The organism is Micromonospora sp. WMMD812, from assembly GCF_027497215.1.
GTDB lineage: Bacteria > Actinomycetota > Actinomycetes > Mycobacteriales > Micromonosporaceae > Micromonospora.
On record NZ_CP114904.1, the window covers coordinates 85,653 to 110,612 of the forward strand.

Sequence of the window (24,960 nt, forward strand, 5' to 3'; positions counted from 1 at the left end):
GACCTCACCATGCGCGCGTGGCGTCCGATCCTGGCAGTGGCGGTGCTCAGCGCCATGCTCGCCGGCTGCGGCAACAACTCCGAGACCGGCGACAAGGCTTCCGCCGCTGGCCCCTGGTCGTTCAGCGACGGGTCCGGTCAGGTCGTCAAGGCGGACAAGACCCCCACCCGGATCATCGCGCACGCCGGCGAGGCCGCCGCGCTGATGTCCTTCGGCATCAAGCCCGTGGGGATCTACGCGGACGAGCCGGTCAAGACCGACCCCAACCTGAAGAACCTCGACCTCAGCGGGATCGAGGTCCTCGGCGAGGAGTGGGGCAAGATCGACGTGGAGAAGGCGGCCTCACTGCGGCCGGACCTGATCGTCGGGGACTGGTGGCCCGTCGAGAAGGCGCACAGCGGCATGGAGGAAGGCGTCGACGAGAAGAGCAAGAAGCTCGCCGAACTCGCCCCCGTCGTCGGCGTCGCGCAGGGCAAGTCGATCGCCGAACTGGCCGAGGGGTACGAGTCCCTGGCCAAGAGCCTCGGCGCCGATGTGGACAACCCGCAGATCGCCGCGAACAAGAAGCGCTTCGAGGAGGCGGTCACCGCCTTCAAGGCGGCCGTCGCGGGCAAGCCCGGACTCACCGTCGCGGCCATGTCGCCGGCTGACGACAAGTTGTACGTGGCCAACCCCGCGTACGCCCCCGAGCTGCTGGACCTGCAGAGCTGGGGCCTGAAGGTGATCAACCCCGACAAGCCGGACCCGAGCTTCGCCTACTGGGAGAACCTCAGCTGGGAGAACGCGGACAAGTACCAGCCCGACCTGATCCTCTGGGACGGCCGCTCCTTCACCCCCACCGCGAACGCGGACTGGGGCAAGAAGCAGCCGACCTGGTTCAAGATCAAGGCAGCCAAGGCCGGTGCCGCCGTCTCTTGGCCGGCGTTCTGGCTGCACACGTACGGCGACTTCGCCACCGAGCTGGACAAGCTGACCGAGGCGGTCAAGGCCGCGGATCCGAATGTCGGCAACTAGCCCGTCCGCGACGCGCACCTCGACGCAGGGCCTGCGGCGAGCCTCCGCCCTCGGGCCGGGGCTCGCCGTGCTCGGCGCGATCCTCGCCCTCGTCGCGTTCCTGAGCGTGACGATGGGCTCCCGCTCCATCGGCCTGTCCGAGGTGCTGCACGCCCTCGGCAGCCTGGACAGCGACGGCTCCATCGGCAGCACGATCACGCTGGAACTGCGCGTGCCCCGCACCCTGCTCGGCATCCTGGTCGGCGCCGCGCTCGGCGTCGCCGGGGCGATCCTGCAGGGCGTGACCCGCAACCCGCTCGCCGACGCCGGCATCATGGGCATCAACTCGGGCGCGGCCGCGTTCGTGGTCTTCGCCATCACCGTGCTCGGCCTGCGCGGCGTCAACGTCTACGTCTGGTTCGCGTTCGTCGGCGCGACCGCCGCCCTCGCGCTGGTGTACGCGATCGCGTCGTTGGGCCGGGAGGGTGCCACGCCGGTCAAGCTGGCCCTCGCCGGCGCGGCCGTCACCGCCGGCCTAACCTCGGTGACGACCGGGATCGTCATGACGAACGTGGACGCGCTCAACGAGCTGCGGTTCTGGCAGGTGGGTTCGCTCGCCGGCCGCTACACCCCGATCCTGACCGGGGTCGCGCCGTTCCTGCTGCTCGGCCTCGCCGCCGCGCTGACCTTCGGCCGTGCCCTCAACGGCCTCGCGCTCGGCGAGGACGTGGCCCGTGGTCTCGGCCAGCACGTCACCCGCACCCGCGTCGCCGCCTTCGCCGTGGTCGCGGTGCTCGCCGGCGCGGCGACCGCCGCCTGCGGACCGATCATCTTCATCGGGCTCGTCGTGCCGCACCTGGCCAGGTTCATCTGCGGCCCCGACTACCGGTGGATCCTGCCGTACTCGATGCTGCTGGCCCCGATCGTGCTGCTGCTCGCCGACGTGCTCGGCCGGGTCGTCGGCGCGCCCGACGAACTGCAGGTCGGCGTGGTCCTCGGCGTGATCGGCGCGCCCGCGTTCGTGGCCGTCGTCCGCTACGCCCGGCTGTCGGAGGTGTGAGCCGATGACCACGACGACGACCACGACGGACGCGACCACCGCCGCGCGCGACGTGGCGGCGGCGCTGCGCGGCAACCGGCGGCGACGCGCCGCCCGCACCGTCACGGTGACCGTCGGCCTCACCCTGGCCGTGGCCGCGCTCTTCGTGCTCACCATGATGGTCGGCAGCTTCCGCATCGGCGCCGGCGAGGTCATCGCCTCGGTGCTGCACCTGTCCGACAACCCCAGCGTCGACTTCGTCGTCCGCGGCCTGCGGCTGCCGACGGCCGCCTCCGCCCTGGCGGTCGGCCTCGCGTTGGGCGCCTCCGGAACGATCTTCCAGCAGCTGCTCCGCAACCCGCTCGCCTCCCCGGACTTCGTCGGCATCACGTCCGGAGCCGGGCTCGCCGCCGTCACCGGCATCGTGGTCCTGCACGTCGGCGGACTCGCCGTCAGCGGGCTCGCCCTCGCCGGCGCACTGGTCGCGGCCCTGCTGATGTATCTGCTGGCCTGGCGCGACGGCGTCAGCGGCTACCGCTTCATCCTCATCGGCATCGGGGTGGCCGTCTTCTTCGACGGGCTGGTCGGCTACGTGCTCACCCGGGCGCAGCTCTCCGAGGCGCGACAGGCCGCGCACTGGCTCACCGGCTCCGTGGGGCAGGCCAGCACCACCGAGCTTCGTCTGCTCGTCGGCGCCCTGGTCGTCCTGCTGCCCGTCGCGATGCTGCTCCAGCGACCGCTGCGAACCCTGGAACTCGGCGACGACGCCGCCCGCACCCTGGGCACGAGGACGGAGCTCAGCCGCGCCGCGCTCCTCGCCACCGGGATCGTGCTGGTCGCCCTCGCGGTGTCCGTGGCCGGCCCCATCGTCTTCGTCGCCCTCGTCGCCGGACCGGTCGCCAACCGGCTCCTCGGCCCCGCCGCCGGCGGAATCCTCCCCGCCGCGCTGGTCGGCGCCGTGCTGCTGCTCCTCGCCGACCTCGTCGCCGTGCACCTGCTGCCCACACCGCTGCCCACCGGCGTGGTGACCGGCGCGGTCGGTGCCCCCTACCTGCTGTGGCTGCTGGCCACCACCAACCGGCAAGGAGCGGGCGGATGACCCGAATGCGCACCGAGGCCCTCACCCTCGGGTACGACGACCGCAGCATCGTCACCAACCTCGACGTCGCGATACCCGACGGCATGATCACGGCGATCGTCGGCGCCAATGCCTGCGGAAAGTCCACCCTGCTCCGCGGGCTGGCCCGGCTGCTCGCCCCGCGCGGCGGCGCCGTCTACCTCGACGGCAGGGCCCTCGCCGACCTGCGCACCCTCGACGTCGCCAAGGTCCTCGGGCTGCTCCCACAGACCCCCATCGCGCCCGACGGCATCACGGTCGCCGACCTCGTCTCCCGTGGCCGTTACCCCCACCAGGGCTGGTTCCGCCGCTGGACCGAGCACGACCACGAGGCGGTCGCCCGGGCCCTGGACGCCACCGGCACCGCGGACCTGATCAACCGCCCGATCCGGGAGCTCTCCGGTGGGCAGCGCCAGCGTGTCTGGATCGCCATGACCCTGGCCCAGGACACCGACCTGCTGCTGCTCGACGAGCCGACCACCTATCTCGACATCAACCACCAGGTCGAACTGCTGCGACTGCTGCGCACGCTGAACGCCGAGTCCGGCAAGACCATCGTCGTCGTCCTGCACGACCTCAACCTCGCCTGCCGCTTCTGCGACCACCTCATCGCGATGTCGGAGGGCGCCATCGTCGCCGAGGGCGCCCCCACCGACGTGGTGACCGCCGAACTGGTCGAGAAGGTGTTCGGTCTCAGCTGTCTCGTCATCCCGGACCCGATCGCCGGCACGCCGATGATCGTCCCCGCCTGAACCACACCGTTTCGCGACCTCGCGCGCTCGATCTCGACGGGACGGTCAGCGCCGCACGGCGGGTGGGCGCGGCGTGTGCTCCAGGTGGCGGTGCAGATACTCCCGCGCCAGCCGTTTCGCCGCACACAGAAGGCGATCGTCGCCGGCCGGGTGCCGCCGGAAGGCCAGGATGACCAGCCGGTCGAACGCCGCGACGGCGATGCGCAGCGTGCGGCGCAGGTGCGGGGTGTCGGCGACGTCGAAGCGTACGACCAGGGCGCGGGCGAGGCGGTCGCCGATGATGCTCGGGTCCGCATCGTCGGCGTACGCGCCCCCCACCTCGTGCTGCTGGATGACGCGCAGGGCGGGAAGCCGGCCGTGCAGGGCGATCGACTCGTCCAGCGCCGCCTCGACGACGTCCCACCACGACGTCGGGCGAGTGCGGACGAGCGCCTGGTCAAGGCGCCGCAGGTAGGTCTCCACGCCGCGGAGCCGCACCGCCTCCAGGATCGCGCGCGTGTCCGGGAACACCTGGTAGAGCGAGCCGATCGGTAGGCCGGCGCGGCCGGCGATCACGGTCATGGACAACCGGTCGTAGTCGATCTCGCCGATCAGCTCGGCGCACGCGTCGAGGATGCGCCGCGCATGGTGGCCGCCGCGGCCCTGCGCCGGCGGTCGGAGTGGGGACGCTGTTCCGATCGGTGGAGTCGGCACCGGTCTCCTCGGTCCATCGCATCGACGGTTGTCGCGCCACTGCTGGCACCTGCTCAACGAACCGCCGCGCCACGGGTAGCGGGGCAGACCGACGAGTCCGGGACGACACGACGCGGGCGCGCCGGCCGATGAGCCGGCGCGCCCGCGTTCCGGAGCGGACGGGGGGTCTACCGCGGCAGGAGTCGGAACGACTGTGCGGCGCTGCCGTTGCAGCTGTACTGCACCAGCTGGACGCTGTCGGCGGTGGAGCCGCCCGGTACGTCCAGGCACTTGCCGCTGAGCCGGTTGACCAGCCGGTAGTAGCCGTCGGCCTCCGGTACCGCCTGCCACTGCTGGTTGTTTCCGCCGCTGTAGGTCCAGAGCTGGATCGGCGCGTTGTCGGCGGTGGACACGTTCGTCACGTCGAGAGCGCGGGCGCTGTTGTTGCGGTTGTTCACCCGAACGTGGCCGCCGCTGGTGGGCTGGAACTGGTACTGCTGGGCGTAGGTCGTGTTGCAGGCGTACTGCTGGATCGCGGTGCCGTTGGCGGTGCCGGCGGCCCGAGCGTCGACGCACTTGCCGCTGCCCCGGTTGACCAGGCTGTACCAGGCGGTCGGGGAGATCGGGTCGGAGGGCGGGGGAGTGCCGCCACCGCCGCCGAGCCACAGCAGTCCGTCGATGAGGAAGTGGTTCTGCACCTCACTGGCGAATGTGGACGACAGCGGCACGTCGTTGTCGTAGTCCATGGCGTTGTGGCCGAAGTTCGCGTACAGCATCTTGTAGCCGGTGTTGGTCCACATGATCGGGTAGTAGCCGCTGTACCAGGTCTGGTTCGGGTCGGTGCCGAGGGGGAAGCTGCTCGGGTCGACCGAGGCGAGGATGGTGATGTTCGGGTTGGTCCGCAGGTCGCGGCTCCAGCTGTACCACTCGCTCACCGACGAGGTGAAGGTGGCGGGCAGGCGGACGGTGGACGGGTGGGTCCGGTTCTCGACCCGCAGTACCGCGGTGGTCGGCCCCCAGGTGTTGGACTGGAACGCGCCGGTGCCGAGGAACTGGTTGTGGTACCAGTCCCAGCCGCCGGGGTTGGTGGTGAACGCGGAGACGTGGAAGCCGAGCCACGCGCCACCGCCCCGCATGTACTGCTCGAACGCCGGGCGCTGGGCAGCCGGCGGCAGGTCGTCGAGGAAGATCACCACCTGGTACTGGGCCAGGTTGGCGGCGTTCAGCCGACTCCAGTCGTTGGTCGCGGTGTAGGAGAAGTTGTGCTGCGCGGCGATCTGCGGGAACCACTGGTTGGCTTCCCGGACGAAGCTGATGTGGGCCGGGTCCCAGGTGCCGTTGTAGAAGGCGATCACGTTGAAGGCGGGGGCCGCGGCCCGGGCGTTGCCGTGGGCGGGCGGGGCGAAGACGGTCACCAGCGCCAGGCAGAGCGCGAGGAACTGGGCCACCCTTCGGGTCACGGTGCGGCGGGTGCGGGCGATCATGGCGCGTCCTCTCCGTGTCGTCGCGTCGGCGGGGGCGTCCGGCTGCGGCGCGGCGATCGATGAGACGCTATGTCTGACGGGAACTTGTGTCAATATCGGACTTAAGCGAATTAGGCAACTTACGAGCCTTGTGGCGATATCGCGACTAACTGTAATGAACCTTTACCAATAGTCGCACCGCGCCGTCCTGCTCCGCAACGGCGTCGCCGCCCGTGGCGTCGGTCCACCGTGGTGACACGGTTCCTGGGGGCATGCCAGCCGTCCGCGCCAGCGGTGGCTCACGGTCAAGCCGGAGGGCCGCCGAGCCCGATCTCGTTGCCGTCCGGATCCCGGTAGGTGATCTTGCGCACGCCGTTCTCGTACGTCTCCCGCTTCGCCGGTTCGACTCCCCGCTCAGCGGCCTGGGCGACGCGCGAGTCGAGGTCGTCGACGAAGACGGTGTGCATGGCGTGGCCGGCGTGCTCGGGCCGGTGCTCGATGTAGATCCAGCGATGCTCGGCGAGTTCCCACACGGCCTCCGTGTCGTTCGGAAAGAACGACGGTGGCGAGCCGAGCAGCCGTTCGTACCAGGCCAGCGCCGCCGGGTAGTCGCTCACGGCGATTCCGGCGAACAGGTCGACGGCCATGCCGCCATATTACTTGATCAATATTCCAGGGGTTCGCCCGACACTCGTCCTAGATCTGGAGCGGTACCCAGGCCGCGGCGACCGCTCCGCGGTCCCGCGCACGTCGGAGCCGACGCGACGGCGGTGGCGGTTCCTGCCGCTCGTCGCCCACGCCGTAGACGGCCAGCACCTTGTCGTGCGCGATGGCCGCGGTCGTCCACTCTGGGGGGATCTCCGCGACCCCTCGCGCGAACGTCTGGCCCGTCGGGTCGTGCAGCGCCAGGCCCATCGGGTGTACCCGAACCACCCATCGCGCGCTCTCGGGGAGTGCCGTCGCCGCCAGCCACCGGGGCAACCCCATCAGCACCGCCGACTCGACCTGTGCCTCACACTGCATCCCGGCCAGGGTCTGCACCATCTCCCCGGCGACCGGCTCGAACCACGCCACCGCGACCACCGTCGGCGAGCCGTCGGGGCTCGGCTCGGCGGCCTGCTCCCGGTCGGCGGACGAACGACCGAGCAGCGTCTCGCCGCTGTCGAGCCACACGTGCAGCCGCTCCCGAAGGCGGGCCGTCGCGGTGTCCGCCACGGCGAGCATCCAGGCGTCACTGATCTCGTCGCGCCCGTACGCCGGCTTCGGCCGGCTGTCGCGCGCGTCGCTGCTCCCCACGCTTCCGGATACCACAGGCAGTAATCTATCCGCCACATCGAGGCATGTCTGCGGTTAGCGGTAACACCCCGTACAGTCCAGTCGACGGTGAGTCGGTACGCGGTGCGGTGGACCGATCCGCCGACGACGTGACCGGAGCCACCTCGAAAGGTGCGACCAGTGTGTGAGCAGAGCCCAGCCGCTGCACGGCCTCGGCCGCGGCCCGGCTGGTGACGTCGTGAGATGCACGTCGCCGATGCCGCCCTCGAGTCTCGTTGGTGGCGAACCCGGCCCGGCCCGGCGCCAACCGGCTCGGGCGACCGGGGCCACCCACCGGCAGCGGTGGGCGGTGGAGACGATGGCCGTCGCACCGCACGACAGACTGCTGGAGATCGGGTGCGGTGGGGGTGTGGCGGTCTCACTGGTCGCCCCGCTGCTCACCACCGGCACCATCGTCGCGATCGATCGCGCGGCGACGATGGTACGGCTCGCCACGGAACGCAACGCCAGCCACATCAGCGCCGGCCGGGCCGAGATCCGACGTGGTGATTTCGAGTCCGTCGAGCTTCCGGCCGGCCACTTCACCAAGATCTTCGCCGTGAACGTCAGCCTGTTCTGGCTCGGCGCGGCGGCACCGCGGATCGACCGCATGCGGAGGCTGCTGGCTCCGGGTGGCGTGCTCCACGTGTTCGGCGAGCGACCCGCGTCCGCGACCGCCACCGCGAACCTCGTGTCCACCGAACGCCTGCTCCGGGCGCACGGGTTCGAGACCACGACCTCGGTCGCGACTCGCGGGCGGGGGAGGGTGCTCACCAGCGTCACCGGCACGTTGACGTCGTGACCGGTGCCGGCACCCGTCGCGCGTTGGTCTCCTGACCGTCCGGTGATCCGCTTTTCGACTGGTTTGTCGCGCGGGTCGGATCGCGACGGCCGGCGCGCATACCGTGGCCCAGGTCCACGGTGATGTTCAGCCCATATTCTTGACTCGTTCCAGAAAGCGGGCGAGACTTCGCTCGTGGCCACGCCCCTGGACTTCCAGCGGATGCTGCGCGGGGCCGCGTTGCGCGTGACCCGTCCACGGGTGGCGGTGCTGAACGCGGTGCACGCGCATCCGCACGCCGACACGGAATCGATCATCCGTGCCGTGCGCGGGAAGCTTCCCGACGTGTCCCACCAGGCCGTGTACAACTCGCTGCACGCGCTGACGGCAGCGGGTCTGGTGCGGCGCATCCAACCTTCCGGCTCCGTGGCTCGCTACGAGTCGCGGATCGGCGACAACCACCATCACGTCGTCTGCCGATCCTGCGGGGTCATCGCCGATGTCGACTGCGCCACCGGCGAGGCGCCCTGCCTGACCCCGTCCGACGACAGCGGCTTCTCGATCGACGAGGCCGAGGTCACCTACTGGGGTCTGTGCCCCGACTGTTCCACCGCAGGCAAGTCCTGATCCCCTCTGATCCGCGAAAGTCACGGAAGGAACCCGATGTCCGAGAACCACGACGCCGTCGTCCACGACGCGGAGGCGGGCAGCGAGTCTCGCTGCCCGGTCGCACACGGACGCGCCCCCCACCCGACCCAGGGCGGGGGCAACCGCGGCTGGTGGCCGAACCAGCTCAACCTGAGGATCCTCGCCAAGAACCCGACCGTGGCCAACCCCCTTGGTGGCGAGTTCGACTACGCCGAGGCCTTCAAGACCCTCGACCTCCCCGCCGTGAAGCAGGACATCGCGGAGGTCCTGACGACCTCGCAGGACTGGTGGCCGGCCGACTTCGGCCACTACGGCCCGTTCATGATCCGGATGGCGTGGCACAGCGCGGGCACCTACCGCATCAGCGACGGGCGCGGCGGCGCCGGTGCCGGGCAGCAGCGCTTCGCGCCGCTCAACAGCTGGCCGGACAACGGCAACCTCGACAAGGCGCGCCGTCTGCTGTGGCCGGTCAAGAAGAAGTACGGGCAGAGCCTCTCGTGGGCCGACCTCATGATCCTCGCCGGCAACGTCGCCCTGGAGTCGATGGGCTTCAAGACCTTCGGCTTCGCCGGTGGCCGCCCGGACGTCTGGGAGGCGGACGAGGACGTCTACTGGGGCCCGGAGACCACCTGGCTCGGTGACGAGCGCTACACCGGCGACCGGGAGCTGGAGAACCCGCTCGCCGCCGTCCAGATGGGCCTGATCTACGTCAACCCGGAGGGCCCGAACGGCAACCCGGACCCGATCGCCTCCGCGCGGGACATCCGTGAGACGTTCCGCCGCATGGGGATGAACGACGAGGAGACCGTCGCGCTGATCGCCGGCGGCCACACCTTCGGCAAGACCCACGGCGCGGGTCCCACCGACAACGTCGGCCCCGAGCCGGAGGGCGCCCCGATCGAGGAGCAGGGCCTGGGCTGGCGGAACAGCTTCGGCACCGGCAAGGGCGCGGACACCATCACCAGCGGGCTCGAGGTCACCTGGACCACGACGCCGACGCGGTGGAGCAACAACTTCTTCTGGAACCTGTTCGGGTACGAGTGGGAGCTGACGAAGAGCCCGGCCGGCGCGCACCAGTGGAAGCCGAAGGGCGGCATGGGTGAGGGCACCGTGCCGCACGCCCACGACTCGTCGAAGCGGATCGCGCCGTCCATGCTGACGACCGACCTGGCGCTGCGGTTCGACCCGGTCTACGAGCAGATCTCGCGGCGCTTCTTCGAGAACCCGGACGAGTTCGCGGACGCCTTCGCCCGGGCGTGGTTCAAGCTGACCCACCGCGACATGGGCCCGATCCAGCGCTACCTCGGCCCGGAGGTCCCCGCCGAGACGCTGGTCTGGCAGGACCCCGTCCCGGCGGTGGACCACGAGCTGGTCGACGCCGAGGACGTCGCCGCCCTCAGGGCGCAGATCCTCGCCTCCGGGCTCTCCGTGTCCGACCTCGTCTCCACCGCGTGGGCGTCGGCCTCGACGTTCCGGGGCGGCGACAAGCGCGGCGGCGCCAACGGCGCGCGCATTCGCCTCGAGCCGCAGAACAGCTGGGAGGTCAACAACCCCGACGAGCTGGCGCGGGTGCTGCACACCCTGGAGGGGATCCAGGAGGCGTTCAACGCCGCCCAGACCGGCGGCAAGAAGATCTCGATCGCCGACCTGATCGTGCTCGCCGGTGGTGTCGGCGTCGAGCAGGCCGCCCGGAACGCCGGCCTCGCCATCGAGGTTCCCTTCACGCCGGGGCGTACGGACGCCACGCAGGAGCAGACCGACGTGGAGTCCTTCGCCGCGATGGAGCCCACCGTCGACGGGTTCCGCAACCACCTCGGCAAGGGCCACCGCCTGCCGGCCGAGTTCCTCCTGGTCGACAAGGCGAACCTGCTGACCCTGAGCGCGCCCGAGATGACGGTCCTCGTCGGGGGTCTGCGCGTCCTGGGTGCGAACTACCAGCAGTCGTCGCTGGGCGTGCTCACCGCGACCCCCGGGTCGCTGACCAACGACTTCTTCGTCAACCTGCTGGACCTGGGCACGGTGTGGAAGGCGACGTCCGAGGACGCCAACACCTTCGAGGCTCGTGACCTCGCCACCGGCGAGGTCAAGTGGACCGGCAGCCGCGCCGACCTGGTCTTCGGCTCGCACTCGGAGCTGCGGGCGCTCGCGGAGGTCTACGCGAGCGACGACGCGCGGGAGAAGTTCGCGCAGGACTTCGTCGCGGCCTGGGTCAAGGTCATGAACCTGGACCGGTTCGACCTCGTCTGATCCGCGGCCGGTGGGGGGTGTCGCGCCGCGGCATCCCCCACCGCCCCGCGCCCGGCGAGTCCGGTGTCGTGTGACCTGGCCAGGCCGCCCGTGGGCGCGCACCTCGACTGGCGCGCCTATGATCCGGTGGTGTTCGATTCGCGCCATATCAGGACGTTTCACGAGGTGGTTCGGACCCAGTCGTACTCGGCGGCGGCGCAGGCCCTGGGATACACCCAACCCGCGATCACCCAGCAGATGAAGGCCCTGGAGCGCGAGGTCGGCACGCCGCTGTTCACCCGGGTCGGGCGGCGGCTGCGGCTGACCGAGGCCGGTGAGACGCTGGCGCGCCACACGGACAGCATCCTCGACAGCATGTCCGTGGCACGGGAACAGATGGCCGCGATAGCCCGGCTGCGTACCGGCCGGGTTCGCGTGTGCGCGTTTCCCAGCGCCAACGCGACGCTGGTCCCCGAGGCCATGGCGCTGCTGGCCGTCGACCATCCGGGGATCCGGGTGGAGCTGCTCGAGGACGAGCCGCCCGACTCGCTCCGTCGGGTGGTGCAGGGCGAGACCGACCTCACGCTGGCCTTCACCTATCCCGGGCTCCACGAGGAGGTGCCGGAGGAACTGGTCGAGGTCCCGCTGCTGGAGGACCAACTCACGGTCCTGCTGCCGGCCGGCCATCCGATGGCAAGGCGCCGCGCGGTGAGGCTCGCCGATCTCGCCGAGGAGCGCTGGATCGCGGGTTGCCTGCGATGCCGGACGAACTTCCTGCACGAATGCGCCCAACTCGGGTTCACGCCCGACATCGTGTTCACCACCGACGACAACCTCGCGGTGCAGTCGCTGGTCGCGCAGGGCCTCGGCGTCGCGATGATGCCCGGGCTCACCCTCTCCTTCCTCCGCCGGGACAAGGTCCGGGGGCGTCCCCTCTCGCCTGCCTCGCGACGCCGGGTGTCCGCCTACGTCCTGCGCGAGCACCTGCGCATCCCCGCCACCGCCCGGGTGCTGGAGGCGCTCGCGGCGGTGTCCCGACGACGGGCCGACCTCGCCGGGTGAGTGGCCCGCCTTCCGCACCGCAGCCGCGATCCGCGGCGGTCCGCGGCGCCCGCAGGCCGCGCTCGACGGCGGTCGGCGAGGCTCATCCATAAGCGTTCCTTTGGGATCGCCCAAAGGACTGTTGTTGGACGTGATACGTCGGAGCGGCCAGGCTGGGGTCATGACCACTCCGGCCCCGGTCGTCGCCGCCACCACCCGTCGCCTCGCCCAGCTGGTCGAGGAGGTGCGGGACGTGGTGGACCGCGGGCTGCCGCCGGACCTGACCGCGTACCTGGTGGGGGAGCGACTCGCCCCGCACCTGGGCGCGTCCGACCTGCTCACACCGCAGCAGTACGAAGGTGACCCGGACCACTACCGGCAGCACCTCTTGCACGCGGAGCGTGACGGCGCGTTCTCGATCGTGGCGCTGGTCTGGCTCCCCGGGCAGCGCACCGCGATCCACGACCACGTCGCCTGGTGCGTCACCGGGGTGCACCAGGGCGAGGAGCACGAGCGGCGCTTCCGCCTGGTCTCCGACGGCACCGCCGCCCGGCTCGTCGCGACGCAGGACGTCGTCAACCGGCAGGGCGAGGTGTGCGGCTTCGCCCCGCCCGGCGACATCCACCGGGTCTGGAACGGGGGCGACGGCAAGGCCGTGTCCCTGCACATCTACGGAGCGGACATCTCCCGCCTCGGGTCCAGTGTCCGCCGGGTGTACGAGCAGCGGACCGACGAGTCGTGACGGGTTCGCCGGGTGCCGGTGCGGCGCTGATCAGGGCGACCCGCAGCGGACTCCTCCCGGGATCCCCCGCGCGGACCGGCGACGGCGATCGCCCCGGCCGGGCCGGCGACGGCCGTACGGGCGTCACGCCCCGGCCGGGCCGGGCGTGGATCCCGGGCGCCGGCACGGGTGTCCTGCCCGGGCTGATCCTCGCGGCCGTGGGGGCCGCCGGCGCCTGGGCGGTGCACTGGGCACTGCCCGCCGTCCCGGCGCTGACCGCGGCAATCGTGCTCGGCATCACCGCCGCCCACCTGCCCCGGGTCCGTGACCGGGTGCGAGGTGTGGCCCGACCAGGTCTGAGCGTCGCGGGCAAGCGGTTGATGCGGATCGGCATCGTGCTGCTCGGGCTCAAGCTGAGCGTGCAGGACGTCCGCGCGCTTGGGTGGCCGACCATGCTGATGGTGGTCGCGGTGGTGGCCGCGACGTTCGCCGGCACGTGGTGGCTGGGGCGTCGTCTCGGCCTGCCCGGCGACCAGCCGCTGCTGATCGCCGCCGGTTACTCGATCTGCGGCGCCTCCGCGATCGGCGCGGTCAGCGCGGCGACGGGCAGCGACGAGGAGGACGCCGCGTCCTCGGTCGCCCTGGTAACGCTCTGCGGCACGCTGGCCATCGCCGTGCTCCCGCTGCTGCAACACCCGCTCGGGCTCGACGACGCGCAGTTCGGACGCTGGGTCGGGGCGAGCGTGCACGACGTGGGGCAGGTCGTCGCCGCCGCGCAGACCGCCAGCCCGGCGGCCCTCGGCGACGCCGTCCTGGTCAAGCTGATGCGGGTGGCGCTGCTCGCCCCACTGGTCGCCGTGGTGGTGCTTGGCCTGCGGCGGCGGGCGTCCGGCACGGGCCCGAACGGGCCGGGCGCGGCCGGCGGTCAGCCCGGCCGGAGGCCGTCGCCGGTGCCCCTGTTCGTCGTCGGCTTCCTCGTCATGATCGGGCTGCGCAGCACCGGCTGGCTGCCCGAGGGCGTGCTCGCCGGCACCGGCCTGACGCAGGAGATCCTGCTCTCCGCGGCGCTGTTCGGACTCGGCAGCGCGGTGCACCTGCCCACGCTGGCCCGCACCGGCGGGCGGGCCGCTGCCCTGGGCCTGGGTTCCTGGGCGGTCGTCGCCGGGGTGTCGTACGCGGGCGTGCTCCTGACGACGTCCTGACCTCCGGCAACCCGCGGCTGGCGCTACCGCCGGCGCGCGACTCAACCGCGGGGGAGACCCCGGGCGGCCAGTTCGGTGGGGATCAGCAGGTTGCGCGGTGCGGAACGGTCGCCCTCGATCCGGCGGAAGAGCAGTTCGGCGGCCCTACGCGCCAGCCTGCGGGTGTCGTACGCGATCACCGTGAGCGGATGCGGCAGCAGCCGGGCCACGTCGAAGTCGTCGAAACCGAGCAGGGCGGCGTCGCTGCCGCGCCGGTGGAGTTCCTCCACCGCCCCGAGCGTGATCCGGTTGTTGAGGCCGAAGAAGGCGGTCGGCGGGTCGGGCTGGTCGAGTAGTTCACCGACGACCCGGGCCGCGGTCGCCGGATCCCGGACGCCGTCGCGGACCAGCCGGTCGTCGTACGCCACGCCGGCCGCCGCCAGCGCCTCCCGCGCTCCGGCGAGCCGTTCCCGCATGGTGTAGACGCTGGTCGAGTCGAGCAGGATGGCGACCCGCCGGTGCCCCTCCCCGAGCAGGCGGTCGATCCCGTTCCGGGCACCTCCCCGGTTGTCGAGCAGCACGGTGTCGGCGGGCAGCCCGCCGGCGGGCCGGTCGAGGAAGACCACCGGGGTCCCGAGTTCCACCTCCGCCTCCAGGAACGAGTGGTCGGTGCCGGCCGGGACCACGAGGAGGCCGTCGACCCGGCGGGCACAGAGATCGCTCAGGATTTCCTGCTCCCGGGACGGATCCTCCTCGGAGCTACCGATGATCAGCATCGTGTCGTGGGCGCGGGCGACCTCGGCGACGGTGCCGGCGATGGCGGCGTAGAACGGGTTGGCGATCTCCTCGATGAGCAGGCCGATCGTGGCGGTGGTCTGGCCGGAGCGCAGCGAACTCGCCAGGTGGTTGCGGCGGAAGCCCAGCTCGGCGGCGGCGGCCAGAACCCGCTCGGCCAGCTCCGGCTGCACGTGGGGCGCCTTGTTCACGACCCGGGAGACCGTCTTCAGGCTCACCCCGGCCAGGGCGGCCACGTCCACCATGGTGGGTCGTTTCGCGCGGGTGAGGTCGCTGGTCACGCGAGAACCTTACCGCCGGCCGGGTGATCCTCCGCGACTCGTCGACGCCGTCCCGCCGGCCGTCGTCGCCATCGACGATCTGCACGAAGACGCGCGCCGTTCGCGCCCGCTGCGCCGTTGCGGCCGGAAACTCACCGCGACTTCGGCAGCACGTCGGACACGAAGTCTTGACACGTCTGACACCTCTCGCGACGATCTGACAACGTTGTCAGTTTGCCCGGGAGGCATGAATGCCCGAGTCGCCGTCCGTATCGCGCCGCACCTTCCTGTCCACCGGGGCCACACTTCTCGCGTCGTTCGGCGTGACCGCGGTCCTGCCGGACGCCATCGCGTCCGCGGCCCCCGCGACGACGCCGCCGCCCACCGACCTCGCCCGGTACCGGCCGGTGGCGGTCTCCTCGACGGACTACGCGCCGACGCCCGCCGCGTTCGCCGTGGACGGGCTGCCGCAGGTCGGCGTGCGGGGCAGTGGGTGGCGGGCCGCCCCCGGCGGTCCGCAGTGGATCTCGGTGGACCTGCAGGCCCTGTGCCGTGTCGAGGCGGTCACCCTGGTCTTCGAGGCCACGCTCGCCGACGGGCCGTTCGACGGCGACTACACGCACACCGACGGTGACGAGATCCTGTCCAGCGCCGCGGTCGCGTACCGGATCGAGGTCTCCTCGGACGGGCACACCTGGCGGTCGGTCCACGAGACCGGCGACGGCCTGGGCGGCGTCCAGGCGATCCGGCTGCCCGAGCCGGTCGACGCCCGCTGGGTCCGGATGACCGCCACCAAGCGGTCGAACAGCAACCCGGTCGGGCTCAACGGTTTCCAGGTCTACGGCACCGCCCTCGGCACGCGCCCGGCGGCCGAGGGTTGGACCAGTTGGGAGCGCGGTAACACCCGGCCCGTACCCGAGCTGAGAGTCGCCGCCGACGGCAGCGTGCCGCTCGAGTCCGGCTGGGCCCTGACGATGGACGACTTCGCCGGCGGCGCCGACGGCGCCGTCCTGTCCTCTCCCGGCGTCGACGTACGCGACTGGCTGCCCGCGACCGTGCCGGGCACCGTACTGGGCACCCTCGTCGAGCGGGGGTACCTGCCCGACCCGGTCTCCGGCTTCAACAACCTGCGCATCCCCGAGGCGCTGTCCCGGCACAGCTGGTGGTACCGGCGGGCGCTGCGGCTGCCCCGGGGCCTGGACACCTCGCCCGGCCGCCACGTCTGGCTCGAATTCGACGGCATCAACCACGAGGCCACCACCTGGGTCAACGGCAAGCAGGTCGGCGCCGTCGCGCACCCGTTCGCCCGGGCCGCCTACGACATCACCGACGCCCTGGCCGGCCACTCCGAGCACGTCGTCGCCGTCCGGGTCACCCCGATGCCGCACCCCGGCACGCCCGGCGACAAGGGCACCGACGGCCGCACCTTCCTCCAGTCGGCCAACCACTACCTCGACGCGCCGACCTACCTGGCCGTGTCGGGCTGGGACTGGATGCCCGCCGTCCGCGACCGCGTCAGCGGCCTCTGGGACCACGTGCGGCTGCGCAGCACCGGCGCCGCGGTGGTCGGCGACCCGTACGTGAAGACCATGCTGCCGAAGCTGCCGGACACCCGCTCGGCCGAGGTCACCATCGCCGTGCCGGTGCGCAACGCCGCCGACACCGCCACCACGGTGACCGTCCGCGCGCAGTTCGACAAGGTCAAGGTCGAGCAGACGGTGACCGTGCCGGCCCGCGGGACCACCACCGTCGCGTTCGCCCCGGACCGGTTCCGCGCGCTGCGGCTGACCGAGCCCAGGCTCTGGTGGCCCAACGGCTACGGCGAACCCCACCTCCACGACCTCGCGATCACCGCCACCGTCCAGGGCCGGATCAGCGACCGGCGCGGCGTCCGCTTCGGCATCCGGGAGTTCGGCTACGACTGGCACCAGCCGATCCAGATCTCGCCGCCCGGCACGCCTCCGCTGGAGTTCGTCGGCGGCGCGGCGACCCAGACGGTCACCTTCGACCGGCGGCGTGCCCGGCACGTCCGCATCCAGGGCGGCCAGCGCGCGACCGGCTGGGGCATCTCGATGTGGTCGCTGTCGGTCGCCGACGGCGACGGCGCCGACCTGGCCCGGGGCCGCACCGCCAGCGCCTCCTCGGCGGAGAACGACAGCAACGTCGCCGGCAACGTCGTCGACGGCGACCCGGGCACCCGCTGGGCGTCGAAGTACGAGGACGACCAGTGGATCCAGGTCGACCTCGGCGCCGCCGTCGACTTCGACCGTGTCACCGTCGTCTGGGAGCAGGCGTACGCGCTCGACTACCGCGTCCAGGTCTCCGACGACGGGGACACCTGGACCGACGTGACGTCGGTCAGCAACGAGACCCCGCTCGGCAGCCGGGCGACCCAGGTCGAGACCTTCCCCGCGCAGACCGCCCGGCACCTGCGCATCCAGGCCGGCACCCGGGCCACCTCGTGGGGTGTCTCGATGTGGACGCTCTCCGTGCGGCGGCAGGCCCAGCCGGACGTCGACCTGGCCCTGCATGCCACCGCGACCGCCTCGTCCTCCGACGGCGACTCGAACGGCCCGGACCGGGCCGTCGACGGCAACCCGCGTACCCGCTGGTCGTCGAAGTACGAGGACGACCAGTGGATCCAGGTCGACCTGGGCGCGCCGGTCACCTTCGACCAGGTCAGCATCGTCTGGGAACAGGCCTACGCCCGGGAGTTCGTCATCCAGGTCTCCGACGACGGGCAGCGATGGACCGACGTCAAGTCGGTCAGCAACAAGATCACCGAACTCAAGATCACCGTCAACGGGGTGCCGGTCTTCGCCCGGGGCGGCAACTGGGGCTGGGACGAGCTGCTGCGCCGCGTGCTGCCGGACCGGCTCGCCGACACCGTCGAGATGCACCGCGACATGAACTTCACGATGATCCGCAATTGGCTCGGCAGCAGCAACCGCGAGGAGCTGTACCGGGCCTGCGACGAGCAGGGCATCCTGGTCTGGAACGACTTCTGGCAGGCCGGCCAGTTCCTGCCCGACCCGCCCGGCTACGTCGACATCGCCGCCGACACGATCCGCCGGTTCCGCCACCATCCGAGCATCGTCGTGTGGTGCGGGGCGAACGAGGGCGACCCGCCGCCGATCGTCAACGCGGGGCTCGCGCGGGCCGTCGCCGACGAGCACCCGGAGATCCTCTACATCCCCAACTCCGCGGCCGGCATCGTCAGCGGACGCGGGCCGTACCACTGGGTCGACCCGGCGACGTACGTCGACAACACGATCTACGAGGCCGACTCCTTCGGCTTCCACACCGAGATCGGCATGCCGGTCGTGTCGGTCGTCGAAAGCATGCGCAACCTCGTCGGCGACCAACCGGAGTGGCCGATCAGCGAGGTGTGGAACCACCACGACTGGTCGACCATCGGCAACCAACGGGTCGGCACCTACCAGGCGGCGATCGACGCCCGGCTCGGCGAGTCCGGCTCGCTGGAGGAGTTCGCCACCCGGGCGCAGTTCGTCAACTACGAGAGCCACCGCGCGATGTTCGAGGCGTGGAACGCCAACCTGTGGCAGGACGCGACCGGCCTGCTGCTGTGGATGTCGCACCCGGCCTGGCACAGCACCGTCTGGCAGACGTACGACTACGACCTCGACGTGAACGGCGCCTACTTCGGCTCCCGCAAGGCCTGCGAGCCGCTGCACGTCCAGGCCGACCCCGGCACCTGGCGGGTCCGGGCGGTCAACCACACCGCCGCCGCCCTCACCGGCGCCACCGTCACCGCCCGCCGGTACGATCTCCGGGGCCGTCCGCTGGGCGCGTCCCAGCGCCAGCGGGTGACCGTCGCGCCCTCGTCCACCTCGACCGCGTTCGCGCTCGCCGCGCCGGACGGGGCCGGGCTGCACCTGATCCGGCTGGAGCTGCGGGACAGCCGCGACCGGCTGCTGTCGGAGAACACCTACTGGCGGTACGGAGCCGCCGAGGAGATGCGGGCGCTCAACGACCTGGCGCCGAGCCGGCTGTCGACGAAGACCGGCGCCGTACGCTCCACCGCCGGCCGGGCCACGGTGGTCACGACCGTACGCAACACCGGTGACAGCGTCGCCGCGCTGGTCCGCTTGAGCGTCCGTGACTCCGAGGGCAACCGGGTCCTGCCCGCCCGCTACGACGACAACTACTTCTGGCTCCTGCCGGGCGAGGAGCGTCGGGTGGGCATCTCCTGGCCGGAGCGGCCGCACACGCCGCGGCAGGTCCGGGTGACGGCGCGGGCGTACAACTCGGCCGGTCACTAGCCCGGCGATCGCCCGCGGCCACCGGCGACCCGGTGACCGCGGGCGCCGTCGCGGCCGGCCGCGCACCGGCCGGCCGCCCACGCCGCCCCGTCGTGCGGGTCAGCCCGGGACGCCGACGTTGAGCGGGTCGGCCAGCAGGCGCTCGAAGGCAAGTTCGGCGGCGCCGATCAGGGCGGCGTCACAGCCGAGCGCCGCCGTGCGCAACTGCACCTGCGGCCAGGACGTGGGCAGCGCCAGCTCGTCCAGGCGGCGGCGCACCGTGTCCGACGCGGCGGCGTAGATGTCCCGCAGGGAGCCGCCGAGCACTACGGCGTCCGGGTTGATGATGTTGATCAGATTGGCCACGCCGAAGCCGAGCCACTCGGCGACCTTGTGGACGGCGGCCTGGGCGGTGGGTTCGCCGTCCGCGGCCGCGCGAAGGACCTCGAGGGCCGCGCCCGACGCTCCCGGCTCCCGGCCGGCGTGCCGCAGCAACGCCTCCTCGCCGATCTCGGTGACCCAGCAGCCGCGGGAGCCGCACCAGCACGGCCGGCCGTCGGGGTTGACGACCATGTGGCCCACCTTGCCACTGTGTCCCCGGTGGCCGACGACGAGCCGGCCGTCGATGATGAGTCCGGCGCTGACGCCGAGGTCGCCGTGCAGGTACACGAGATTGCCGCTGCCGGCGCCCGCGCCGCGGATGTGTTCCGCGAGGCCGGCGATGTCGGCGAGGTCGCCGGCCAGGAACGCCGGGCCGGCGCCGAACTCCGCCTCGAACGCGCCGCGGAGCGTCTCGTCAGGCCCACTGAAGCGGATCCGTCCGTCGCCGTCGCGGGCGGTGTCGGCCACGGCGACCGCCCCGCCCACGCAGAGCCCGTCGACTTCGACGTCGCGTTCCATCTCACGGACGAGGTCGGCGAGCGGGCCGACGGCGTCGACGGCGGACATTCCGCCGGGGCGGACGGTCTCGCGCAGGTCGAGGATGCGGCCGCCGAGGCCGATGCGGGCGGCCCGTAGCCGCTCCGCCTCGATGCTGAGCGCCCGCGTGTAGACCCCTCCGGAGCGGGGGCTCACCACGAGCGAGGGGCGGCCGGCGCGGCGGGCGGTGCTGGGCGCCACCTCCTCGGTGACGAGGCCGGCGGCGACGAGGTCGCCGGCGAGCGCGCCGATGGTGCTGCGGTTGAGGCCGAGCCGGCTGGTCAGCTCGGCCCGGGTGGTCGGGCCGTGCACGTGGACGTAGCGCAGCACGGCGCCGAGGTTCTGCCGGCGGATCTCCTCCTGGCTGGCGCCGGGCGCCGTGGGCGCCGGGGAGTCCAGGGTCGGGCGGGCACGGGGGAGGCCGGACAGCGTGGGTTGCACCATGGTCGGCCTCCTCTCGTCTGGTGTTGTCCGGATGACTGGACGGAGCGCCAGACGAAGTCGGGTCCCGGAGGAATCCGGGACCCGACGTCGTTCTGACTACCCCCGCTGCTTACTTGGTGAGCGGCGAGAGCTTCGGGTCGTTGGCGTACGCCTCGGCCGCGTTGGCCTTGGTGACGGCGACCGGCGGGAGCAGGTAGGTGTCGACGACCTTGACACCGTTGTTGTACGACTTGGTGTCGTTCACCTGCGGGGTGTTACCGGCCTGCAGGGCCTTGACCATCTCGATGGTCTGCTTGACCAGGTTGCGGGTGTCCTTGTTGATGGTCATGTACTGCTCGCCAGCCATGATCGACTTGACCGACTCGACCTCGGAGTCCTGGCCGCTGACGACCGGGACCGGCTTGCCGGCGCCCTTGACCGAGGTGATGATCGCCCGGGCGAGGGTGTCGTTCGGGGAGAGGACGCCGTCCAGCTCCTTGTTGCCGTAGGTCGAGGTCAGCAGCTGGTCCATGCGGGCCTGCGCACCCTCGGCCTTCCAGCCTTGGATGGCGGTCTGCTTCACGTCGGTCTGCTTCGAGGCGACGACCACGTTGCCCTTGTCGATCTCCGGCTTCAGCACGTCCATCGCGCCGTCGAAGAAGACCTTGGCGTTGTTGTCGTCCGGCGAGCCGGAGAAGAGCTCGATGTTGTACGGGCCGTTCGGCTTCTTGGCCTTCATGCCGTCCAGCAGGGCCTGGCCCTGGAGCTGGCCGACCTTGAAGTTGTCGAACGCGACGTAATAGTCGAGGTCCGGCGTGTTGGTGATCAGCCGGTCGTACGCGATGACCTTCGCGCCGGCCTCGTGCGCCGCGGCGACCTGGGTCGACAGCTGCGCGGCGTCGGTCGCGCCGATGACGATGACCTTGGCGCCCTTGGTGACCATGGCGGTGATCTGGGCCTGCTGGTCGGCGACCGTGGTCGACGCGCCCGCGTACTGCACGTCGCTCTGGAAGCCGGCCTCCTTGAGGCCGTTGGTGAACAGGTCGCCCGCGAGGACCCAGTTCTCCGACGTCTTGGCCGGGAGGGCCACACCGATCAGAGAGTTGGCCGGGAAGCCCTTGGCCTCGGAGCCCGAGCCGCTGGTGCCCTCGTCACGGCCGGAGCCGCAGGCGGTGAGGGCAAGCGCCGCGATGGCGCCAACGGCCACCGCCTTGCCGATGATGTTGCGCATGAGAGATGCGTGCCTTTCTCGGGTGGTGATTGAGGGGAGTGGTCGGCGTCAGCCGGCCACCGGTGCCTTGGCGGGCTCGCGGTCCGCGTCGGACGTCGGAGGTGGTGCGGCCGGGGTGTCCCGGCGGAACGAGCGGGTGATGCTCCCGATGACCGAGAAGCGTCCCTGCCGCTTGTTGTAGACGTCGAGGGCGACGGCCAGCAGCAGCACCAGGCCCTTGATGATCTGGACCCGGTCGGTGCCGACACCCATCAGCTGCAGGCCGTTGTTGAGCACGGCCATGACCAGACCGCCGACGATCGAGCCGCTGATGGTGCCGATGCCGCCGGAGACGGCCGCGCCGCCGATGAAGACCGCGGCGATGGCGTCCAGCTCCCAGCCGTTGCCGTCCTGCGGACCGGAGGCCGCCGAACGGGCCACGAAGATCATGCCGGCCAGCGCGGCCAGGACGGACATGTTCATCATGACGTAGAAGTTGACCCGCTTGAGCTTCACGCCGGACAGCTCCGCCGCACGGGCGTTGCCACCCAGCGCGTAGATGTGCCGGCCGCCCGCGGTGTTGCGGGTGTAGAACGAGTACGCGAGCACCAGCGCGACCAGGATGATGCCGGACACCGGGAAGCTGGTGCCGACGCGGCCGCTGGCGAAACGGAGCGAGACGAAGACGAGCACACCGACCATGACCGCCATCCGCAGGATGGAGATCCACATCGGGATCGGGTCGGCGTTCATGTCCCGGCGGGTCTTGCGGGCCTGGAGCTCCCGCCACACCACCGCGACGCAGCCCGCGAGGCCGAGCAGCAGCGTGAGGTTGTTGTAGCCGGTGTTCGGCCCGACCTCGGGCAGGAAGCCGGAGCCGATCACCCGGAAGCCCTCCGGCACCGGGATGGTGTTCGCGTTACCGATGAACTGGTTGCCGCCGCGGAAGAGCAGCATGCCCGCCAGGGTGACGATGAACGCCGGCACCCCGATGTAGGCGACCCAGAAGCCCTGCCAGGCGCCGATGATCGCGCCGATGGCGAGGCCGAAGATGATGGCCACCGGCCAGGGCAGGTCCCACTCGGCCATCGCCTTGGCGACCAGGATGCCGGTGATGGCGGCGACCGAGCCGACCGAGAGGTCGATGTGCCCGGCGACGATCACCATCAGCATGCCGATGGCCAGGATCAGGATGTACGAGTTCTGCTGGAAGAGCGCGATCAGGTTGTCCGACCGCAGCGTCAGCCCGTCCGTCAGGATCTGGAACAGGACGACGATCGCGACCAGCGTGAAGATCATCCCGAACTGGCGGGCGTTGGAGGTGGTTCCTCCGAAGAGGTTCTTCTGGAGTTCCTTCAGTCGGCTCATCGTGTCTGCATCTTCTTAGTCGAGGTCATCAGCTTCAGGAGGGTTTCCGGGTCCGCGTCCTGGCGGGCGACTTCGCCGGTGATGGTGCCTTCGGACACCGTGTAGATGCGGTCGCAGAGACCGATCAGCTCAGGCAGCTCCGAGGAGATGACGATGACGCCCTTCCCCTGGTCCGCAAGCCGCTGGATGATGCCATAGATCTCGTACTTGGCACCAACGTCGATACCCCGCGTCGGCTCGTCGAGGATCAGCAGGTCCGGGTCCGTGAACATCCACTTCGCCAGGACGACCTTCTGCTGGTTGCCGCCGGAGAGCTTGTTGACGCCCTCGTCGACCGTCGGGGCCTTGATCCGCAGGTCCCGGCGGTACGCCTCGGCCGCCCGGTACTCCTCGACCTCGTCGAGCACACCGTGGTGCGTGATCTTCGACAACTTCGCCGCCACCGTCGACGTCTTGATGTCGTCGAGCAGGTTGAGGCCGATCGCCTTGCGGTCCTCGCTGACGTACGCGAGCCCGTTGGCGATCGCGTCCGCCACCGACTTCAGGACGATCTCCTTGCCGTCCTTGTGCACCGTGCCGGACTCGTACACGCCGTACGAGCGACCGAACACACTCATGGCCAGCTCGGTGCGACCGGCGCCCATGAGGCCGGCGAAGCCGACGATCTCGCCGCGGCGTACGACGAAGTTCGAGTGCTTGGCGACCAGCCGCTCGGCGGAGATCGGGTGCCGGACGGTCCAGTCCCGGACCTCGAAGAAGACCTCACCGATCTTCGGGGTGTGGTCCGGGAACCGGCTGTGCAGCTCCCGACCGACCATGCCCCGCACGATCCGGTCCTCGTCGACGCCGTCGGCCCTGACGTCCAGCGTCTCGACGGTCCGGCCGTCGCGCAGGATGGTGATCCGGTCGGCGATCGCCTCGATCTCGTTCAGCTTGTGCGAGATGATGATCGAGGTGATGCCGCGCTCACGGAAGCCGCGCAGCAGGTCGAGCAGGTGCCGCGAGTCCTCCTCGTTCAGCGCGGCGGTCGGCTCGTCCAGGATGAGCAGCTTGACGTCCTTGGCGAAGGCCTTGGCGATCTCCACCAGCTGCTGCTTGCCGACACCGATGTCCTTGATCAGGGTGTCCGGGTCCTCTTCGAGGCCGACCCGGGCCATCAGGTCCAGGGCCATCCGGTTCGCGGCCTTCCAGTCGATCGCGCCCCGCTTGCGCGGCTCGTTGCCGAGGAAGATGTTCTCGGTGATCGACATGTGCGGGATCAGCGCGAGCTCCTGGTGGATGATCACGATGCCCGCGTGCTCGCTGCTCCGGATGTCCGAGAAGCGGCTTTCCGCGTTCTGGTAGACGATGTCGCCGTCGTAGCTGCCGTACGGGTAGACCCCGCTGAGCACCTTCATCAGCGTGGACTTGCCCGCACCGTTCTCGCCGCAGATGGCGTGGATCTCGCCGGCGCGCACCACGAGGTTGACGTCGGAGAGAGCCTTGACTCCGGGGAACTCCTTGGTGATGGATCGCATCTCCAGGAGGATCGGCGCGTCGTTCATCGTTGGCGCCACCTTGCCAACGTCATGGGATGCCTCCGTGAGGGGATGGGTCCAGCACCGGATGGGTTTTGTTGTGTACGGCAACGTATTGCGAACAGAACTTCATCCGCAAGTGAGGAAGCCAACATTTCCGTAACAACCCGGCAATATAGACGTTGTCCGCTGCGGTCCGTGTCGCCTTCGCACGCCACGTCCGGTTTCTCCTCATCGGTCGACACGGGACAACGTTGTC

At 70.9% G+C, this 24,960-nt stretch carries 20 protein-coding genes; 11 read left to right on the plus strand and 9 right to left on the minus strand.

All coding sequences use genetic code 11. From position 1 onward, the window contains the following. Positions 1–9: 9 nt before the first annotated feature. Genes O7603_RS00330 through O7603_RS00345 form a run of 4 tightly spaced genes read left to right on the plus strand, consistent with a single transcriptional unit; the run spans position 10 to position 3,901 of the window. Positions 10–1,014, plus strand: coding sequence for an ABC transporter substrate-binding protein (locus O7603_RS00330; RefSeq protein ID WP_281573638.1), 1,005 nt, complete (start codon positions 10–12; stop codon positions 1,012–1,014). Then, positions 1,001–2,053, plus strand: coding sequence for an iron ABC transporter permease (locus tag O7603_RS00335; RefSeq protein ID WP_281573639.1), 1,053 nt, complete (start codon positions 1,001–1,003; stop codon positions 2,051–2,053). Before O7603_RS00330 ends, O7603_RS00335 begins: the two co-directional genes overlap by 14 nt. Before the next feature lie 4 nt (positions 2,054–2,057). Then, on the plus strand, positions 2,058–3,131 hold the full coding sequence (locus O7603_RS00340; protein WP_281573640.1) for an iron chelate uptake ABC transporter family permease subunit: 1,074 nt from the start codon (positions 2,058–2,060) through the stop codon (positions 3,129–3,131). Then, positions 3,128–3,901, plus strand: a complete 774-nt coding sequence (locus tag O7603_RS00345; RefSeq protein WP_281573641.1) for an ABC transporter ATP-binding protein — start codon at positions 3,128–3,130, stop codon at positions 3,899–3,901. The genes O7603_RS00340 and O7603_RS00345 overlap by 4 nt, the downstream gene beginning before the upstream one ends. 45 nt (positions 3,902–3,946) lie before the next feature. Here the strand turns inward: O7603_RS00345 and O7603_RS00350 are convergent, their stop codons facing one another. The 4 genes from O7603_RS00350 to O7603_RS00365 all read right to left on the minus strand — a co-directional run bounded on the left by O7603_RS00350 (position 3,947) and on the right by O7603_RS00365 (position 7,332). Further along, on the minus strand, positions 3,947–4,594 hold the full coding sequence (locus tag O7603_RS00350) for a TetR/AcrR family transcriptional regulator (protein ID WP_281573642.1): 648 nt from the start codon (positions 4,592–4,594) through the stop codon (positions 3,947–3,949). Between the two features lie 167 nt (positions 4,595–4,761). Continuing rightward, positions 4,762–6,057 carry an RICIN domain-containing protein gene (locus tag O7603_RS00355; protein ID WP_281573643.1) on the minus strand — a complete coding sequence of 432 codons (1,296 nt, stop codon included), beginning with the start codon at positions 6,055–6,057 and terminating at the stop codon, positions 4,762–4,764. A 284-nt stretch (positions 6,058–6,341) separates the two neighbouring features. Beyond that, positions 6,342–6,683 (minus strand): VOC family protein, encoded by a 342-nt coding sequence (locus O7603_RS00360; RefSeq protein ID WP_281573644.1) that lies wholly within the window; start codon positions 6,681–6,683, stop codon positions 6,342–6,344. Between the two features lie 49 nt (positions 6,684–6,732). Further along, positions 6,733–7,332 (minus strand): hypothetical protein, encoded by a 600-nt coding sequence (locus tag O7603_RS00365; RefSeq protein ID WP_281573645.1) that lies wholly within the window; start codon positions 7,330–7,332, stop codon positions 6,733–6,735. Positions 7,333–7,567: 235 nt separating this feature from the next. On the opposite strand from O7603_RS00365, the gene O7603_RS00370 reads away from it, so the two are divergent. The 6 genes from O7603_RS00370 (at position 7,568) to O7603_RS00395 (ending at position 13,969) form a co-directional block, all read left to right on the plus strand. After that, positions 7,568–8,152 (plus strand): class I SAM-dependent methyltransferase, encoded by a 585-nt coding sequence (locus tag O7603_RS00370; protein WP_281573646.1) that lies wholly within the window; start codon positions 7,568–7,570, stop codon positions 8,150–8,152. Positions 8,153–8,353: 201 nt separating this feature from the next. Further along, positions 8,354–8,758 carry a Fur family transcriptional regulator gene (locus O7603_RS00375; protein ID WP_281576912.1) on the plus strand — a complete coding sequence of 135 codons (405 nt, stop codon included), beginning with the start codon at positions 8,354–8,356 and terminating at the stop codon, positions 8,756–8,758. A 36-nt stretch (positions 8,759–8,794) separates the two neighbouring features. After that, positions 8,795–11,026 (plus strand): catalase/peroxidase HPI, encoded by a 2,232-nt coding sequence (gene katG / locus O7603_RS00380; RefSeq protein WP_281573647.1) that lies wholly within the window; start codon positions 8,795–8,797, stop codon positions 11,024–11,026. Positions 11,027–11,116: 90 nt separating this feature from the next. Further along, complete coding sequence (locus O7603_RS00385) at positions 11,117–12,067, plus strand: LysR family transcriptional regulator (protein WP_281573648.1); 951 nt, start codon at positions 11,117–11,119, stop codon at positions 12,065–12,067. 160 nt (positions 12,068–12,227) lie between these two features. Then, positions 12,228–12,788: a cysteine dioxygenase family protein gene (locus O7603_RS00390; protein ID WP_281573649.1), complete on the plus strand. Its 561-nt coding sequence runs from the start codon at positions 12,228–12,230 to the stop codon at positions 12,786–12,788. Next, a complete protein-coding gene (locus tag O7603_RS00395; protein WP_281573650.1) occupies positions 12,785–13,969 on the plus strand; it encodes a putative sulfate exporter family transporter in 1,185 nt (394 codons plus the stop codon). Before O7603_RS00390 ends, O7603_RS00395 begins: the two co-directional genes overlap by 4 nt. Before the next feature lie 41 nt (positions 13,970–14,010). Here the strand turns inward: O7603_RS00395 and O7603_RS00400 are convergent, their stop codons facing one another. Next, positions 14,011–14,988 (minus strand): LacI family DNA-binding transcriptional regulator, encoded by a 978-nt coding sequence (locus tag O7603_RS00400; protein WP_281576913.1) that lies wholly within the window; start codon positions 14,986–14,988, stop codon positions 14,011–14,013. A gap of 266 nt (positions 14,989–15,254) precedes the next feature. On the opposite strand from O7603_RS00400, the gene O7603_RS00405 reads away from it, so the two are divergent. Next, the gene (locus O7603_RS00405) at positions 15,255–19,286 is read left to right on the plus strand and encodes a discoidin domain-containing protein (protein ID WP_281573651.1); all 4,032 of its coding nucleotides are present in this window, start codon (positions 15,255–15,257) and stop codon (positions 19,284–19,286) included. Between the two features lie 99 nt (positions 19,287–19,385). On the opposite strand, the gene O7603_RS00410 is transcribed toward O7603_RS00405, so the two are convergent. From O7603_RS00410 to mmsA, 4 genes are all read right to left on the minus strand, one after another. Next, positions 19,386–20,627 (minus strand): ROK family transcriptional regulator, encoded by a 1,242-nt coding sequence (locus O7603_RS00410; RefSeq protein ID WP_281573652.1) that lies wholly within the window; start codon positions 20,625–20,627, stop codon positions 19,386–19,388. Between the two features lie 109 nt (positions 20,628–20,736). Next, on the minus strand, positions 20,737–21,837 hold the full coding sequence (locus O7603_RS00415; RefSeq protein WP_281573653.1) for a sugar-binding protein: 1,101 nt from the start codon (positions 21,835–21,837) through the stop codon (positions 20,737–20,739). A gap of 48 nt (positions 21,838–21,885) precedes the next feature. Further along, entirely contained in the window at positions 21,886–23,184 is a 1,299-nt protein-coding gene (gene mmsB, locus O7603_RS00420; RefSeq protein ID WP_281573654.1) for a multiple monosaccharide ABC transporter permease, read from the minus strand. Next, the gene (mmsA, locus tag O7603_RS00425; RefSeq protein WP_281573655.1) at positions 23,181–24,728 is read right to left on the minus strand and encodes a multiple monosaccharide ABC transporter ATP-binding protein; all 1,548 of its coding nucleotides are present in this window, start codon (positions 24,726–24,728) and stop codon (positions 23,181–23,183) included. The genes mmsB and mmsA overlap by 4 nt, the downstream gene beginning before the upstream one ends. Positions 24,729–24,960: the final 232 nt, after the last annotated feature.

Coding starts and splice junctions, on each gene's coding strand:
- mmsA (WP_281573655.1), bottom strand. CDS start 24,728: ATGAACGACGCGCCGATCCTCCTGGAGATGCGATCCATCACCAAGGAG.
- O7603_RS00355 (WP_281573643.1), bottom strand. CDS start 6,057: ATGATCGCCCGCACCCGCCGCACCGTGACCCGAAGGGTGGCCCAGTTC.
- O7603_RS00335 (WP_281573639.1), top strand. CDS start 1,001: ATGTCGGCAACTAGCCCGTCCGCGACGCGCACCTCGACGCAGGGCCTG.
- O7603_RS00375 (WP_281576912.1), top strand. CDS start 8,354: ATGCTGCGCGGGGCCGCGTTGCGCGTGACCCGTCCACGGGTGGCGGTG.
- O7603_RS00330 (WP_281573638.1), top strand. CDS start 10: ATGCGCGCGTGGCGTCCGATCCTGGCAGTGGCGGTGCTCAGCGCCATG.
- O7603_RS00415 (WP_281573653.1), bottom strand. CDS start 21,837: ATGCGCAACATCATCGGCAAGGCGGTGGCCGTTGGCGCCATCGCGGCG.
- katG (WP_281573647.1), top strand. CDS start 8,795: ATGTCCGAGAACCACGACGCCGTCGTCCACGACGCGGAGGCGGGCAGC.
- O7603_RS00400 (WP_281576913.1), bottom strand. CDS start 14,988: ATGGTGGACGTGGCCGCCCTGGCCGGGGTGAGCCTGAAGACGGTCTCC.
- O7603_RS00390 (WP_281573649.1), top strand. CDS start 12,228: ATGACCACTCCGGCCCCGGTCGTCGCCGCCACCACCCGTCGCCTCGCC.
- mmsB (WP_281573654.1), bottom strand. CDS start 23,184: ATGAGCCGACTGAAGGAACTCCAGAAGAACCTCTTCGGAGGAACCACC.
- O7603_RS00370 (WP_281573646.1), top strand. CDS start 7,568: ATGCCGCCCTCGAGTCTCGTTGGTGGCGAACCCGGCCCGGCCCGGCGC.
- O7603_RS00340 (WP_281573640.1), top strand. CDS start 2,058: ATGACCACGACGACGACCACGACGGACGCGACCACCGCCGCGCGCGAC.
- O7603_RS00345 (WP_281573641.1), top strand. CDS start 3,128: ATGACCCGAATGCGCACCGAGGCCCTCACCCTCGGGTACGACGACCGC.
- O7603_RS00360 (WP_281573644.1), bottom strand. CDS start 6,683: ATGGCCGTCGACCTGTTCGCCGGAATCGCCGTGAGCGACTACCCGGCG.
- O7603_RS00410 (WP_281573652.1), bottom strand. CDS start 20,627: ATGGTGCAACCCACGCTGTCCGGCCTCCCCCGTGCCCGCCCGACCCTG.
- O7603_RS00405 (WP_281573651.1), top strand. CDS start 15,255: ATGCCCGAGTCGCCGTCCGTATCGCGCCGCACCTTCCTGTCCACCGGG.